Source organism: Haematobacter massiliensis, assembly GCF_000740795.1.
Classification (GTDB): Bacteria; Pseudomonadota; Alphaproteobacteria; order Rhodobacterales; family Rhodobacteraceae; genus Haematobacter; species Haematobacter massiliensis.
Genome location: NZ_JGYG01000003.1, coordinates 227,139 through 240,900 on the forward strand (window position 1 = coordinate 227,139; position 13,762 = coordinate 240,900).

Genomic DNA, 13,762 nt, shown 5'->3' on the forward strand with positions numbered 1-13,762 from the left:
TTGGGGCAACAGCGTCGGACCTTCCCTCCGCCGGTGCTGACCGGATCAGGTTCTACGGGTTCGCGCGACGCGTCTCAGCCGGATAGCACCCCGAGGTGATACAGAGGATAACCCGTCCCGTGGAAAAGGCAAAGTGCCCTTCCGATCACGGCGGGACCGGCCTAGAATGTGCCTCTGATGAAGGAGACCACGGACTGTCAGAATCCTCTCCCAAGCGACAGAGCCTCCTGATGGCGATGCTGGACACGATGGACAGGGCGAACCTGTCCCTCGCTGCAGGAGGCGTTGCCTTCTTCACGGTCTTTGCCATGTTTCCCGCGACCAGTGCTCTGATCTCCGTCTGGGGATCATGGCAGGATCCTTATGTCATTCAGGAACAGCTTGAGTATTTCCGTGAGATCGTTCCGCCAGCCGCGTTCGAGATCATCCGATCGCAGGTCACGTCGCTGGTCGAGACCAATTCCGGTACGCTCGGCTGGGCAACGCTGATTTCCTTTGCCGTTGCGCTTTGGTCGGCCATGGCAGCCATTGATGCGATGGTCAGGGGACTCAATGCGATCTATCGCAAGCCGAACCCGCACAGCTTGATCGCCTATCTGGTGTCGATCCTGCTTACGCTCACGTTCACTGCGACAGCGCTCGTGGCGCTGACGGTCGCAGTCGTGCTGCCGATCCTGCTGACATTCTTCCATATCCCGCTTCTGGAGAACATCGCCTTCAACCTCGCCCATGTTCTCGCCTCGACGGGCATCGTGTTGGGGGGAATATGGCTGCTCTATCGCATCGGGCCCAACTGGCGCGGGAGCAAGCCCGGAAACCTGCTGCCGGGGACGTTGCTGGCCGTGGTGCTCTGGGCCATCGCCTCGCTTGGTTTCACATATTTTCTGACGAATTTTGGCCGCTACAACGAGATATACGGGTCCATCGCTGCGGTAATGATCCTGCTGATGTGGCTCTATCTTTCCGCCTATTCCGTGCTGCTCGGGGCGGCGCTCAATGCGGAGGTCCGACGCAGGCGGCTTTCCAGCGCGAGAAAGCGCGCCGCGCAGCTCGATCTGGAGACGCGCGGCGCTGATGCTCAATAACGGTTGGGTGGTGGCGGGGGCGGCGGCGGAGCGCCATTACGTGACCGCAACGCCGAATCCAGTCCGAAGAAGAACGCCTCCATCAACGGCGGAACGACCGAAGAACCAGGCGCAAATGCCCGCGCGGGGTCACGCGGGCCCGGGCCAGCGCCGGGCGGCGGAGCATCATAAGCCCTCACTCCCGGCGTTCCCGGATACGCGATGCGGTCCCGTCTCCTGCCGATGAGCAGGACAATGATCCCTGCGAGAATATAGGCCAGTGCCACCCCAAGGGCCGCTGTCAGTTCGTTGCTCTGCCGCTCGATGAACAACCACAAGGCAGCCGTCAAGAACGCGATACCGACGCAGAAAAGCACCCCTGCGATGAGCGAGAAGATGGATTTCCGCGCCGCATCTACAGCTGCTTCCTTCACACCGGCAGTCAGCTGCTCCAGCATGGTCAGCGACGCGAGAGGAGAAGACCGAACAGGAAACCCGCCCCGGCTGCGACGCCAAGCGAGGTCGCCGGATTTTCACGAACCATCTGGCTTGTCTGATCGCTGAGCTGATAGGCACGATCCTGAATGTCCGCGACCTTCTGTTCCCCGCGCTCACGAAGGGCCTGGGCTTCATAACGGGCCGCGTCCGCTACCTGCTGGCCTTTGGCACGACCCAGCTGGGCAAGCGTTTCCGTAATCGCCACCATATCTGCCCTGAGGGAATCAAGCTGGCTCGACAGCTCGGCCATCGAGGGTTCGGTCACTTCTTGTTCGACTTCCGTACGGGCCATTTGCCAGCTCCTTCGAATGACTTGTCTCCAACGGCCGACACTGCGACCGCGCACTCTGCCAACGCAAAGACCGCTACCACGGTTCCATTCAGGAAGCGTTAATAAGAAGGGAACCGCGACGCTGATTTGCTGGTTGTAAAGCAAATACCGCCACTTGGTGTAAATTTGAAGGGAAGGAAAACCTCATGCTTTACTGGGCTCTTGTCTTCCTGGTCGTCGCCATAATCGCAGGGGTTTTCGGCTTCGGCGGGATTGCCAGCGCATCTGCGGGGATCGCGCAGATCCTGTTCTTCATCTTTCTCGTGCTGTTCGTCGTCGCGCTCATTGCGCGGGCGGTCGGCGGACGGACACCCTGATTGAGAAAAGGCGACGGATTTCCGTCGCCTTCTTCGCTGCGCAGGAAGATGAAAAAGGCTAGACGCGCATATCCTCGGTGGAGGCAAAGAACATTGCCTGACTGACCGCAGACCTTACCTGTTCCTCGGAGTAAGGCTTCGTAATGAGGAATGCAGGCTCCGGACGCTCCCCTGTCAGCAGACGCTGCGGGAAGGCGGTAATGAAGATGACGGGAATATCGCCGAGAATTTGCAGAAGTTCGTTCACCGCGTCGATGCCGGACGATCCATCCGCGAGCTGAATATCCGCAAGTATGAGATCGGGCCGATCCTTCTGACCCAGGGCGACAGCAGCATCGCGGGTACGAGCATTGCCCGTCACGCGGTGACCCATTCCTGTGACAATCGAATGGATATCCATCGCGATGATGGCCTCATCCTCGATGATCATGATCTTTCCGAGGACGGAGGCTTCCATCTCGTTAAGCGCGGTCGTCAGCAACTCCTCCGCTTCTGCGGTGGAAATCTGCATAATCTCGGCGATCTCCTCAAAGGAGAACTCCTCGACCGTGCGAAGCAGCAGCGCTTCACGGGTGTTCCTGGTCAGCGTCCCCAGATGCACCTGCGCACGCCGCTCCAGCACATCACCCACAGCTTCGGCAATCGGTGCACCCGCACTCGACCAGATGAGGTGGAATGCACGAAACAGCGCCACCTTCGGAGAGAGCGCGCCCTCAAATACGCTCCGATCTTCGAGGATCGCCTCCAGCGTCGCCGCCGCATAGGCATCTCCGGTGGTCTGGCTGCCTGTCAGCGCACGGGCGTAGCGGCGCAGATACGGAAGCTGCTCTCCGATCCGTTGGGCGAGGTCAGCCTGCGTCTTTGTCATGATATCTCCGAAGATTCTTCCTGTGCAGTTGGAACCGAACGCGCTTAGAAACGTTTTGTTCCCGCGCAACGACTAGAAAATGACGTCAGGATCAAGCCTTCATCATGACAGACAAGCCCAAGGAAGCGACTCTTCGCCTCCAGATCGATGAGAACTTGCGACGAGTATATCAGGAGAAGGTGGAGGAAGCGATTCCCTCCCGTCTGATGGATTTGCTGAGCAGGTTGAAGGATCAGGATCAGGCTGTGGGTTCTGACGAAGAGTCTCCGCGATGAAGGTAGCCCTCGCCGACCCGAGGGACGAACTCGTCCAGCATCTTCCTGCGCTTCGTGCTTTCGCTCTCAGCCTTGCCCGCAATGGGGCGGCTGCAGATGACTTGGTTCAGGATACCATCCTGAAAGCCTGGACCAATATCGACAAGTTCGAGGTCGGGACCAACCTCCGCGCCTGGCTGTTCACCATTCTTCGCAACACCTTCTATTCCAGTCGCCGCAAAGTCAGCCGGGAAGTAGCGGACAGCGATGGACTTCACGCAGCGCGACTTGCCCAGAAGCCCGATCATGATGGTCGTCTTGCACTTGCGGATTTCCGCACGGCCTTTGCGCAATTGCCGGATGAGCAACGCGAAGCACTTATCCTTGTAGGCGCCTCCGGTTTCTCTTACGAGGAGGCGGCAGCGATGTGCGCCTGCGCTGTCGGCACGATCAAGAGCCGGGCCAATCGTGGCCGCAAACGGTTATCCGAACTTCTGCACCTGCAGGATGGTGAGGAATTCGAACTGACGGATCGGGCCACGCTGGCGGTGATTTCATCCAAAGCCGCCCACGGCTGACGCGCTTGAAAAGGATGGGGCATGAAGACTGGACTCAGGTCGAGGATCCGGTTCATTGACTCGCTGGGCTTTCGCCTTGCTGCCCTGCTATCCATTGCGCTTCTGCCTATTGGCCTGATCGCGGTTGCGCAAAGCTCGCGCAGCATCATGGAAAGCCGCCGTGTATCCGATACGGCGCTGCTAGGACGCACGGCGGAGGCTGCGGCCTCCGAGCGTACGTTGCTTCTGACCACCTTCGGCGCGGCAGAGGCGCTTGGCGACAGCGTGCTCGCCACGGCACAGCGGCCTGAACAGTGTTCGGCCCTGCTCCGTTCCTTTGTCGCGCAATCCTCGGTCATTGATTTCGTGGGTTACACCGACGAGACCGGGCAGCAGAACTGCATCTCCGCCGGGGCGCCGCTCGATCTTTCCCAGAACGAGTCCTTCCGCATCATGGCGGCGAACAAGGAGGTTCTGATCGCCGCGTCCGATGGCAACCGGAGGGTCGCGGAACCAAGTGTCGATGTCCGCTGGCCGCTGTTCTCCGAGGGGCAATGGCGGGGATATCTTTATTTCGGTATTCCGAAGAGCAATATGGGATCCATCAGGGACTACTCTGAAGGCGTGCGCCGTCCGACCGTCATCACTTTCAACGCGCGCGGCGAGATCCTGACAAGTTCCCTGGCACGCGACGACCTTCAGGGGCAGTTGCCGGAAGGACATCCGCTTACGACCTTCGCTGTAGACACGGAGCAGGTCTTCCGCGGGCGCAACAACCATGGGCAAAACCGGCTCTTTGCCGTGGTTCCGGTGATCCGGGGACAGGTTTTTGCCATCGGCAGCTGGGGGCCGCGGGAAGATCTGGCTGCCTCGGTCAGCATTCCCGCCGCAGTCCTCTATCCGCTCCTGATGTGGGCGGTCAGCCTCATCGTCGCGTATCTGGCCGTTCACCGTCTCGTCATCCGCCACATCCGGGAAATGCGTGGCCAGATGCGCCGCTTCGCGCTCGGGCAGCGGGACACCGCGCCTGAAGTGCTGACGGACGCCCCCGCTGAGATTCAGGAGATGAGCCATACGTTCCACAACCTCACCCGTATCCTGATCCGGGACGAGGATGCACTCGAGGCATCCTTGAGCGAAAAGACCGTCCTGCTGAAGGAGGTGCACCACCGGGTGAAGAACAACCTTCAGCTCATCGCCTCCATCATGAACATGCAGATCCGCCGGGTGAAGGAGCCGTCCGCGCGCCGTGTGCTGAAGAGCGTGCAGAACAGGGTGATGAGTCTGGCCTCGGTGCACCGCAGCCTCTATCAGGCCGAGCAGCTTTCGGCCGCACGGGTGGACAGGCTGATTTCCGAGATCGTCGATCAGATGGCGGCTGTTGCCACGGATGGGCATCACCGGATCGATATCCAGAAGGATCTCGCGGAAATCACGCTTTATCCCGATCAGGCAGTGCCGCTTGCCCTACTGACCACCGAAGCCTTCACCAATGCCCTGAAATATATCGGGAGACCCGCCAGCGGCGATCCTTGGGTGCGTGTCACCCTCTCGCAGCCGGAGCCGGGGCGCGCTCTGTTTTCCGTGGAAAATACGCTCGGCCCCGAGATCTTCGGGGAAGAAGAGCGGGATGCCCAGGCGGCCAGTACCGGTCTCGGCTCCCAACTCATTCAGGCGTTCGTCGTGCAGCTGGAAGGGGAGCTTCTTACCGCAGCTGTGGAAGGCGACATCTATCGGTTAGCGGTCAGTTTTCCCGTTCAGGCTTTCACGCCAGCCTGAGTTTCGCGGAACCGGAATTGGTTTTCTGCGTTGGTTGGCAGCAAACAAGGAGATCACCATGAACTGGGATCAGATCGAAGGCAAGTGGACGCAATTCAAAGGCAAGGCCAAGGAAAAATGGGGCGACATCACCGATGACGATCTGGACAAGATCGACGGTAAGCGCGACCAGCTCGTTGGCAAGCTTCAGGAAAAATACGGCTACGCCAAGGATCAGGCTGAGAAGGAAGTGGACGAGTTCTCCAGTTCCATGCGCTGATAAAATCAGCTTCTCATGAAAAAGCCCCGGTGAGCACCGGGGCTTTATTCCATTCCGAACAAGAGCTTCAGAAGTCGAGGTTTTCTACGGAGAGCGCGTTCTGCTGAATGAACTCCCTCCGCGGCTCCACCACATCGCCCATGAGCTTGGTAAAGATGTCATCGGCTTCGGCCACATCCTCGATCCGTACCTGAAGGAGCGTCCGTGCCTCCGGATCGAGCGTGGTCTCCCACAGCTGATCGGGGTTCATTTCCCCAAGCCCCTTGTAGCGTTGCAGGGTCAGGCCCTTCTCGCCCTCCGCCAAAACGGCTTTCAGCAGGTCGATCGGGCCGTGGATCGGCTGCTCCCGGTCCTTGCGGACGAGCTTGGCGGGGGTACTGTAAACTTCGCGCAGTTTCTCCGTCAGGCTGCCGAGGCGCCGTGCCTCTGCCGAGCGGAACACCGGGCCGTCCAGCGTCCGCATTTCCTCCACCCCCCGTACCAGACGGCTGAATCGCAGGCCGTGATCCTGGGTCGGACGCCCATGCCACCCCCGCTCATATTCCACTGAGACAAGGTCCAGCCGCTCCGCGACCACATTGGCCACGCCTTGGGCATCCTTGTCCACCGCGCCGGGCAGCATGGCTCCGGCAATGGCCGCCTGTTCCAGAATGTTCTGCGGATAGTGGGTCGGGAAGCTCTGCAGCACACGGCGCACGGTGCGCGCCTCCTCCACCACGCGGGTGAGGTCGGCGCCGGCAATCTCGCTGCCATCGCCGAGCCGCAGGATCGCGCCCTCAACCCCTTGGTGGACGAGATAATCCTCAAGCGCGGCCTGATCCTTCAGATAGACCTCGGATCGGCCCCGCGCGACCTTGTAGAGCGGCGGCTGCGCGATATAGAGATAGCCCCCCTCGATGATCTCCGGCATCTGCCTGAAGAAGAACGTCAGCAGCAGGGTGCGGATATGGGCGCCGTCCACATCGGCATCCGTCATGATGACGATCTTGTGGTAGCGCAGCTTCGACACGTCGAACTCATCCCGGCCGATCCCGGTGCCCAGCGCGGTAATGAGCGTGCCGATCTCCTGACTGGCGAGCATCCTGTCGAACCGGGCGCGCTCGACGTTCAGGATCTTGCCCCGCAGCGGCAGCACGGCCTGATTGGCGCGGCTGCGCCCCTGCTTTGCGGAGCCGCCGGCGGAATCGCCTTCGACGAGGAATACCTCGGATTTCGAGGGATCCTTTTCCTGACAATCGGCCAGCTTGCCGGGCAGGCTCGCCACATCCATCGCCGTCTTGCGGCGGGTAAGCTCGCGCGCCTTGCGGGCGGCCTCACGGGCCAGAGCGGCTTCGATGATCTTGCCGATGATCGTCTTGGCCTCGGCGGGATGCTCCTCGAACCACTCGCCCAGCTTTTCGTTCACCAGCCCCTCGACCGCGGGCCGAACCTCCGACGAGACGAGCTTGTCCTTGGTCTGGCTGGAGAACTTCGGATCGGGCACCTTGACCGACAGCACGCAGGTCAGCCCTTCGCGCGCATCGTCGCCCGTGAAATCGATCTTTTCGCGTTTGGCGATGCCGCTGTCCTGCGCGTATTTGGTGAGCGTCCGGGTCAGCGCTCCGCGGAAGCCCGCAAGGTGCGTGCCGCCATCGCGCTGCGGAATGTTGTTGGTGAAGGGCAGAACGGTTTCGTGATAGCTGTCGTTCCACCACATCGCGACCTCAACCCCGATGCCGCCCTTTTCGCCGGTGATGTAGATCGGCTCGGGCATCATCGCGGTCTTGGACCGATCGAGATAGCGGACGAACTCCTTGACCCCGCCTTCATAGCAGAGTTCCGTCCGGAGCGGTTCCGCCGGGCGGTCGTCCTCCAGAATGATGCGGACACCGGAATTCAGGAAGGCAAGCTCCCGCAGCCGGGCCTCCAGCGTCTTGAACGAATACTCCCGGTTGGAGAATGTCCCGTTCGGGTCATCGAGCTTGGTGGAGGCCAGGAACCGGACCTCCGTCCCCTTCTCGCCTCCCGCATCGCCCACGACACGCAGATGCTCCACCGTGTCGCCGTGTTCAAAGCGGGCGTAATGCTCCTTGCCGTTCCGCCAGACGCGCAGCTCAAGCCAGTCGGACAGCGCATTGACGACGGAAACGCCGACGCCGTGCAGGCCACCCGAGACCTTGTAGCTGTTTTGATCGAACTTCCCGCCTGCGTGAAGCTGGGTCATGATGACTTCAGCGGCGGAAACCCCCTCCTCCCGATGGATATCTACCGGGATACCGCGGCCATTGTCGCGCACGGAGACGGACCCGTCCGCGTGAATCTTCACCCCCACGAAATCGGCATGTCCGGCGAGTGCTTCGTCAATGCCGTTGTCCACCACCTCATAAACCATATGGTGCAGGCCCGAGCCGTCATCGGTGTCGCCGATATACATACCGGGACGCTTGCGAACGGCTTCCAAGCCCCTGAGAACCTTGATGGATTCCGCGTCGTATTCTTCGGGCTTCGCAACGGGTTGAGCCATAGGGGAGATACCTTCGACAATGCCCCCGGGTTATAGCGGGGGGAGCATGAAATGTCACCCTCGGACACAAGATTTGGTGTCAGAGAAATGCGATAGCGCCGCCGACAAGGATGAGCAGAGCCCCCGCGATACGGTTGGTGCGTGCCATCGCCGAGGGCGAGGATAGAACCGTCCGCGCGCGTGAGACAGCGGCAGCGGTGATGAGATTACCGGCCAGCGGCACGGCGGCGGAGACAGCCACGATCACGATCAGATCCACGGCGCCCGCCCGGGACAGATCGAAAAAACCCGGAAGCACGGCCATGTAGAACAGGATCGCCTTCGGATTGCCGAGGATGGCCATCACCCCGGCGGAGAAGCCCGACCACAGGCCGGGGCGCGCAAGACGGCTGTCGCCATCTGGCGGCGCGCCGGCATTGCGGATCAGCCCCCAACCGAGCCACAGGAACATCGCCACCGCCACCCAGCGCATCAGATCGAGCGCCCATGCGTTGGCGGCGATGAACCAGGCCATGCCAAACGCCGCGACCAGCGGCCAGAGCATATCCCCCACCGTCACGCCGAGCGCCAGCGGCCAGGCGGCGGAGAAGCCGCCGGAAAGCGCCCGCGCGGTGATGGCCACGAACACTGGCCCCGGCGTCAACCAGAGCACGAACAATGCCCCCGCGTAGAGCCAGAGCGCCTCGATCGTCAGGCTCATGCGGCACCGTTGCGGCACACCTGCCGGTGACGCGCCAGCCCGCCGGGCATCCTGGCAGAGGCCGCGTTCACAGCGCGGGGTAGAACTTGTCCGCGGGGGACAGGGTGAAGATCTCGCAGCCTGTCGCCGTCACGCCGACGGCATGCTCGAACTGCGCGGAGAGAGACTTGTCCCGCGTGACCGCCGTCCAATCATCGGCCAGCACTTTTGTTTCCGGGCGACCGAGGTTCACCATCGGTTCGATGGTGAAGAACATCCCCTCCTCCAACATGGGGCCGGAGCCGGGACGTCCGTAGTGCAGCACGTTCGGCGGCGCATGGAACACCCGCCCGATGCCGTGACCGCAGAAATCGCGTACGACAGACATCCGCTGACCCTCGACATAGGTCTGAATCGCGTGGCCGATGTCGCCGAAGGTATTGCCGGGCCTCACCTGCTCGATACCGAGCATCAGCGCGTCATGCGTCACCCGGATCAGCCGTTCCGCCTTCCGGGACGGGGTACCGGCGACATACATGCGCGAACTGTCTCCGAACCAGCCATCCAGGATCACCGTCACGTCGATGTTCAGGATGTCGCCGTCCTTCAGCACCTTCGCCCCGGGAATCCCGTGGCAGACCACGTGGTTCACACTGATGCAGGAGGCGTGCTGATAACCGCGATAGCCGATGGTGGCGGAGACCGTACCCTTCTCCGTCACCTTGCGGGTGATGATGTCGTCGATCTCGGCCGTGGTGGCGCCGGGATAGACCGTCTCGCCGATCTCATCGAGAATCTCGGCGGCAATACGACCGGCGGCATGCATGCCGGCAAAATCCTCGGGATCGTGAATTCGGATGCCGTCCTTCGTCAGACGGCCATGGTGGCGATCGTCCACAGGCAGCTCCGTCAATTGTGTTGGCCCCTAGATAGTCATTTGCTCGGGGATTTGCCAGAGCCGGGACGCACCGGCACGGCGGGGCCGAGCGTCAATCCTTCCGGGGCGATCCGGGTCGTATGGGCGATCATCTCCACGCCCGCCGCGCGCGCCGCCTCTGCCCCGCGTGCATAGGCCGGGTCGATATCGCCCGCGACTGCAACCGCATCACAGTCGGAACGGCCGAGCAGATAGAGCAGGACCGCCCGGCGCCCCTCTCCCGCCGCGGCCGCAAGCTCGGCCAGATGACGCGCGCCCCGTGCCGTCACCGTGTCGGGAAACTCGCCCAGCCGCCCCGCCCGGCGCAGGGTCACGCTCTTGACCTCCACCAGAACATCGGGCAGCCCCGCGCCGGAAAGCAGGAAACCCGCCCGGCTTGCCTGACCATACCGCACCTCGGCACGGTGGGTATCATAGGCGGCGAGTGCGGGGACCGCACCGCTCCGCAGCGCCTCGGCCACAATGCGGTTGGGGGTGGACGTGTCGATGTTCACCAGCGTCCCATCCGGCAGCTCCGTCAGCCGCCAGGCGTAGCGCAGCTTGCGCCGCGGATTGTCGTTCCCCTCCACCCAGATCGGCATCCCCGGCTCTGCCAGACCCGTCATCGCCCCGGGGTTCGGGCAATGGGCGACATGCTGCGTCCCGTCCTCCAGCAGGATGTCGGAGAGGAAGCGTTTGTAGCGGCGCAGCAGCCGGACCCGGCGGAGAGGGGATTGAAAGCGCATCGTCAGGGTCTATAGCTGTGACGGGGACGCGACAAGACGACCGGCATCGCCCGGCAGGAGGACAGGATGACGAACCCGACAGCCGCAATGCTGGTGATCGGAGACGAGATCCTCTCCGGTCGCACGAAGGATACCAACAGCGGCCACCTTGCCGATGAGCTGACGGCGCGGGGCATAGACCTGCGGGAAATCCGCGTGATTCCCGACGATCACGCCGCCATCGTGGAGGCAGTACGCTCCCTTTCCGACAGGTTCGATCATGTGTTCACGTCCGGCGGGATCGGGCCGACGCATGACGACATCACCGCCGATGCGGTGGCCGAAGCCTTTGGCGCGGCGATCGGCGTTCGGGCGGATGCGCGGGAGATCCTCGCGCGTCATTATGCGCAGCAGGGTACGGAACTGAACGAGGCGCGGCTTCGCATGGCCCGCATTCCGGACGGCGCCGCGCTGATCGACAATCCGATCTCCGCCGCCCCGGGGTTCACCATCGGCAATGTGCATGTGATGGCGGGCGTGCCCACGATCTTCGGCGCGATGGCGGCCTCCGTGCTGTCGACCATCGACGGCGGCGCGCCGCTCCTCTCCCAGACCCTCCGCATCGAGCGGGGCGAGGGCGAAGTGGCGACACCGCTCGCCGATCTCGCACACCGCTATCCCGAACTCACCATGGGCTCCTACCCGTTCCAGAAGAATGGTGTCTATGGCACGAACATCGTGGTCCGGGGCACCGATCCCGGCCGGATCGGCGCGGCGGTGACGGAACTGGCGCGCATGTTCCCGGAGGCGATCGCGTGACCTATGGCGAGGTGATGGACGCCACATGGCCCGCCGAATCGCTGCGGCGGGCCGGTGCTTGGCTCATTCGCCTGTCGCCCGCAGCGGGGGGCAAGCGCGTGCAGGCGATCACGCCTTCGAAGCCCGGTGCACCGGACCCGGAGGAGGCGATTCGCGCCGCCCGCGCGCTCGGCCAGCGCCCGATTTTCCGCGTGGAGGCGGAGGATGAGGCACTGGATGCCCGGTTGGCGGAGGCAGGGCTGACGAAAATCGACCCCGTCATCTACTACAGCGCGCCAACGGCACTGGTCGTCGGCGCTGGGCCGAAGCCCGTTACCGGCTTCACCATATGGGAGCCACTGCAACTCATGCTCGACATATGGGCGGATTGCGGCACCGCGCCGGAGCGGATCGAGGTGATGCACCGCGTCAGGGGGCCCAAGACCGCCCTTCTGGGCCGGTCGAAGGACCGCGCCTCCGGCGTGGGATTTGTCGCGCTGGCGGGGGATCGGGCGATGGTCCATTCGCTCGCCGTCCTGCCCGCTTTCCGCCGCTTGGGGGCGGGGCGCAACATGATGCAGCGCGCGGCGCTCTGGGCGATGGAGCAGGGCGCGGAGGAGATTGCTCTGGCCGTCGAGGCGGAGAATACCGGCGCGCGGGCGCTCTATGATGCGCTAGGCATGCGTGCCGCAGGAGGATATCACTACCGCGTGGGAGGAGACGCCTGATGAGTGACAACGCAACCGCCCTCGACCTGCCGATGGTCGATCCGCTGCCGGAGGCCACAGCGAAGTATTTCCGCATCTGCGAGGAAAAGCTGGGCCTCGTCCCCAATGTGCTGAAGGCCTATGCCTTCGACATCGACAAGCTGAACACCTTCACCGCCCTCTACAATGACCTGATGCTCGCCGACAGCGGGCTGACCAAGCTGGAGCGGGAGATGATCGCGGTTGTTGTCTCCTCTCTCAACCGCTGCTGGTATTGTCAGGTCGCCCATGGCGCGGCGGTGCGGGAATTATCCGGCAGTCCGGCGTTGGGGGAAGCGATGGTGATGAACTGGCGCGCCGCCGAGCTGGATGCCCGGCAGACGGCGATGCTGACCTTCGCCGAGAAGCTCACCCTCGACAGCGCCCGTATCGTTGAGGCGGACCGGGAAGCACTGCGGGCCGCAGGTTTCTCCGACCGCGACATATGGGACATCGGCGCCGTCACAGGGTTCTTCAACATGACCAACCGCGTCGCCTCCGCCAGCGACATGCGCCCCAATACGGACTATCACGGCATGGCGAGGTGAGGGGGAGCCGCCTGCTTCCACCGCTGCTTGCCCTGCTGATAGGCGCTCTGCCGCTTGCCGCCGCGCCAGATCTCGGATTGCCGCCCGAAGCCGTGCTGACGGTGGACAGCCATGGCACGATGGGCAGCTACGCCTTGCCGACGGGGCCTGCAGATGGCTCCCTTCCCATTCGATTGCTGGAGGGGGTCGTTACCAGGCAAGTCTGGCGTGTGCCCCAGCCGGGCTTTTCCACCTTCGAGGCATTGGCGGCGATGGCGGAGCGGCTTTCGGCGGCGGGGTATCGTATCGGCTTCACCTGCGAGACGCTGGCCTGCGGCGGCTTCGACTTCCGCTACGCAACCGATGTTGCTCCGGAGCCGGAGATGCACGTCGATCTGGGCGATTTCCGCTTCGCGGTGGCGGAGGGGGCCTCAGGCATCGTCACCCTGTTCATCAGCCGGTCGAGCGACAGCGGCTTTGTCCAGATGACCCATGTCGCCCCGCAATCTGTGACACCCGCGCCAGCACCAGCGCCTGCCTCGAAACCAATCCCCCCTGAAGGCGTACCCCAGGGCGAGATTGCCGAACGACTTGCCGCAGGATTCGCCGTTCCCCTTGAGGATCTGCGGTTCACCAGCGGGTCCGCGACGCTTGAAGGCGGGAACTTCGCTTCGCTGGACACGCTCGCGGCCTGGCTCGGAGGAAATGCCGCGCGCCGCGTGACGCTTGTCGGCCATACTGACAATTCCGGCGCGCTGGAGGCAAACCGCGCCCTGTCGCTCCGGCGGGCTGAGGCGGCGCGCAATTACCTGACCAGCAAGGGCGTCAACGGCCGGCAGGTCCGGGCCGAAGGCGTCGGCTGGTTGGCCCCGCGGGACAGCAACACCACGGAAGCGGGTCGCCTGCGCAACCGTCGGGTGGAAGCGATGGCGGAATAGCCA

At 63.1% G+C, this 13,762-nt stretch carries 17 protein-coding genes and 1 riboswitch; of the genes, 10 read left to right on the forward strand and 7 right to left on the reverse strand.

What is annotated here, in order from left to right; translation table 11 throughout:
• Nucleotides 1-5: 5 nt before the first annotated feature.
• Nucleotides 6-103: riboswitch (TPP riboswitch) on the reverse strand.
• A 127-nt stretch (nucleotides 104-230) separates the two neighbouring features.
• Nucleotides 231-1,085 (forward strand): YihY/virulence factor BrkB family protein, encoded by an 855-nt coding sequence (locus CN97_RS06870; RefSeq protein ID WP_035708993.1) that lies wholly within the window; start codon nucleotides 231-233, stop codon nucleotides 1,083-1,085.
• Here the strand turns inward: CN97_RS06870 and CN97_RS06875 are convergent.
• Together CN97_RS06875 and CN97_RS06880 are read right to left on the reverse strand one after the other, a co-directional pair.
• Nucleotides 1,079-1,522, reverse strand: a complete 444-nt coding sequence (locus CN97_RS06875; RefSeq protein ID WP_035708996.1) for a phage holin family protein — start codon at nucleotides 1,520-1,522, stop codon at nucleotides 1,079-1,081. The two genes, CN97_RS06870 and CN97_RS06875, sit on opposite strands and share 7 nt — an antisense overlap.
• 2 nt (nucleotides 1,523-1,524) lie before the next feature.
• Complete coding sequence (locus tag CN97_RS06880; RefSeq protein WP_035708997.1) at nucleotides 1,525-1,854, reverse strand: DUF883 family protein; 330 nt, start codon at nucleotides 1,852-1,854, stop codon at nucleotides 1,525-1,527.
• 185 nt (nucleotides 1,855-2,039) lie between these two features.
• Between CN97_RS06880 and CN97_RS20170 the strand changes: the two genes are divergently transcribed.
• A complete protein-coding gene (locus CN97_RS20170; RefSeq protein ID WP_035709001.1) occupies nucleotides 2,040-2,210 on the forward strand; it encodes a DUF1328 domain-containing protein in 171 nt (56 codons plus the stop codon).
• Between the two features lie 58 nt (nucleotides 2,211-2,268).
• Here CN97_RS20170 and CN97_RS06890 read toward each other — a convergent pair whose 3' ends face one another.
• Nucleotides 2,269-3,078 carry a response regulator gene (locus CN97_RS06890; RefSeq protein WP_088217293.1) on the reverse strand — a complete coding sequence of 270 codons (810 nt, stop codon included), beginning with the start codon at nucleotides 3,076-3,078 and terminating at the stop codon, nucleotides 2,269-2,271.
• Nucleotides 3,079-3,182: 104 nt separating this feature from the next.
• Here CN97_RS06890 and CN97_RS20895 point away from each other — a divergent pair, with 104 nt between their 5' ends.
• From CN97_RS20895 to CN97_RS06905, 4 genes are read left to right on the forward strand one after another with little or no spacing between them, the layout of a single operon-like run.
• The gene (locus CN97_RS20895) at nucleotides 3,183-3,353 is read left to right on the forward strand and encodes a NepR family anti-sigma factor (RefSeq protein WP_165496692.1); all 171 of its coding nucleotides are present in this window, start codon (nucleotides 3,183-3,185) and stop codon (nucleotides 3,351-3,353) included.
• Complete coding sequence (locus CN97_RS06895) at nucleotides 3,350-3,910, forward strand: RNA polymerase sigma factor (RefSeq protein ID WP_035709004.1); 561 nt, start codon at nucleotides 3,350-3,352, stop codon at nucleotides 3,908-3,910. The genes CN97_RS20895 and CN97_RS06895 overlap by 4 nt, the downstream gene beginning before the upstream one ends.
• A 21-nt stretch (nucleotides 3,911-3,931) precedes the next feature.
• Nucleotides 3,932-5,668, forward strand: coding sequence for a sensor histidine kinase (locus CN97_RS06900; RefSeq protein WP_051911026.1), 1,737 nt, complete (start codon nucleotides 3,932-3,934; stop codon nucleotides 5,666-5,668).
• 58 nt (nucleotides 5,669-5,726) lie between these two features.
• Nucleotides 5,727-5,927 carry a CsbD family protein gene (locus CN97_RS06905; RefSeq protein WP_035709007.1) on the forward strand — a complete coding sequence of 67 codons (201 nt, stop codon included), beginning with the start codon at nucleotides 5,727-5,729 and terminating at the stop codon, nucleotides 5,925-5,927.
• Nucleotides 5,928-5,994: 67 nt separating this feature from the next.
• Here CN97_RS06905 and gyrB read toward each other — a convergent pair whose 3' ends face one another.
• From gyrB to sfsA, 4 genes are all read right to left on the reverse strand, one after another.
• On the reverse strand, nucleotides 5,995-8,430 hold the full coding sequence (gene gyrB / locus CN97_RS06910; RefSeq protein ID WP_035709009.1) for a DNA topoisomerase (ATP-hydrolyzing) subunit B: 2,436 nt from the start codon (nucleotides 8,428-8,430) through the stop codon (nucleotides 5,995-5,997).
• Nucleotides 8,431-8,509: 79 nt separating this feature from the next.
• Entirely contained in the window at nucleotides 8,510-9,130 is a 621-nt protein-coding gene (locus tag CN97_RS06915; RefSeq protein WP_035709011.1) for a LysE family translocator, read from the reverse strand.
• 67 nt (nucleotides 9,131-9,197) lie between these two features.
• Nucleotides 9,198-10,013, reverse strand: coding sequence for a type I methionyl aminopeptidase (gene map, locus CN97_RS06920; RefSeq protein WP_051911061.1), 816 nt, complete (start codon nucleotides 10,011-10,013; stop codon nucleotides 9,198-9,200).
• Nucleotides 10,014-10,042: 29 nt separating this feature from the next.
• Nucleotides 10,043-10,771 carry a DNA/RNA nuclease SfsA gene (gene sfsA, locus CN97_RS06925; protein WP_035709013.1) on the reverse strand — a complete coding sequence of 243 codons (729 nt, stop codon included), beginning with the start codon at nucleotides 10,769-10,771 and terminating at the stop codon, nucleotides 10,043-10,045.
• 66 nt (nucleotides 10,772-10,837) lie between these two features.
• Here sfsA and CN97_RS06930 point away from each other — a divergent pair, with 66 nt between their 5' ends.
• The 4 genes from CN97_RS06930 to CN97_RS06945 are packed head-to-tail and all read left to right on the forward strand — an operon-like array spanning nucleotide 10,838 to nucleotide 13,759.
• The gene (locus CN97_RS06930) at nucleotides 10,838-11,569 is read left to right on the forward strand and encodes a competence/damage-inducible protein A (RefSeq protein WP_035709016.1); all 732 of its coding nucleotides are present in this window, start codon (nucleotides 10,838-10,840) and stop codon (nucleotides 11,567-11,569) included.
• On the forward strand, nucleotides 11,566-12,276 hold the full coding sequence (locus CN97_RS06935) for a GNAT family N-acetyltransferase (protein ID WP_051911027.1): 711 nt from the start codon (nucleotides 11,566-11,568) through the stop codon (nucleotides 12,274-12,276). The genes CN97_RS06930 and CN97_RS06935 overlap by 4 nt, the downstream gene beginning before the upstream one ends.
• Nucleotides 12,276-12,842, forward strand: coding sequence for a peroxidase-related enzyme (locus CN97_RS06940; RefSeq protein ID WP_035709018.1), 567 nt, complete (start codon nucleotides 12,276-12,278; stop codon nucleotides 12,840-12,842). Before CN97_RS06935 ends, CN97_RS06940 begins: the two co-directional genes overlap by 1 nt.
• Nucleotides 12,839-13,759: an OmpA family protein gene (locus CN97_RS06945; protein WP_051911028.1), complete on the forward strand. Its 921-nt coding sequence runs from the start codon at nucleotides 12,839-12,841 to the stop codon at nucleotides 13,757-13,759. The genes CN97_RS06940 and CN97_RS06945 overlap by 4 nt, the downstream gene beginning before the upstream one ends.
• Nucleotides 13,760-13,762 lie beyond the last annotated feature (3 nt).

Coding starts and splice junctions, on each gene's coding strand:
- CN97_RS06870 (WP_035708993.1), top strand. CDS start 231: ATGGCGATGCTGGACACGATGGACAGGGCGAACCTGTCCCTCGCTGCA.
- CN97_RS06875 (WP_035708996.1), bottom strand. CDS start 1,522: ATGCTGGAGCAGCTGACTGCCGGTGTGAAGGAAGCAGCTGTAGATGCG.
- CN97_RS06880 (WP_035708997.1), bottom strand. CDS start 1,854: ATGGCCCGTACGGAAGTCGAACAAGAAGTGACCGAACCCTCGATGGCC.
- CN97_RS20170 (WP_035709001.1), top strand. CDS start 2,040: ATGCTTTACTGGGCTCTTGTCTTCCTGGTCGTCGCCATAATCGCAGGG.
- CN97_RS06890 (WP_088217293.1), bottom strand. CDS start 3,078: ATGACAAAGACGCAGGCTGACCTCGCCCAACGGATCGGAGAGCAGCTT.
- CN97_RS20895 (WP_165496692.1), top strand. CDS start 3,183: ATGACAGACAAGCCCAAGGAAGCGACTCTTCGCCTCCAGATCGATGAG.
- CN97_RS06895 (WP_035709004.1), top strand. CDS start 3,350: ATGAAGGTAGCCCTCGCCGACCCGAGGGACGAACTCGTCCAGCATCTT.
- CN97_RS06900 (WP_051911026.1), top strand. CDS start 3,932: ATGAAGACTGGACTCAGGTCGAGGATCCGGTTCATTGACTCGCTGGGC.
- CN97_RS06905 (WP_035709007.1), top strand. CDS start 5,727: ATGAACTGGGATCAGATCGAAGGCAAGTGGACGCAATTCAAAGGCAAG.
- gyrB (WP_035709009.1), bottom strand. CDS start 8,430: ATGGCTCAACCCGTTGCGAAGCCCGAAGAATACGACGCGGAATCCATC.
- CN97_RS06915 (WP_035709011.1), bottom strand. CDS start 9,130: ATGAGCCTGACGATCGAGGCGCTCTGGCTCTACGCGGGGGCATTGTTC.
- sfsA (WP_035709013.1), bottom strand. CDS start 10,771: ATGCGCTTTCAATCCCCTCTCCGCCGGGTCCGGCTGCTGCGCCGCTAC.
- CN97_RS06930 (WP_035709016.1), top strand. CDS start 10,838: ATGACGAACCCGACAGCCGCAATGCTGGTGATCGGAGACGAGATCCTC.
- CN97_RS06940 (WP_035709018.1), top strand. CDS start 12,276: ATGAGTGACAACGCAACCGCCCTCGACCTGCCGATGGTCGATCCGCTG.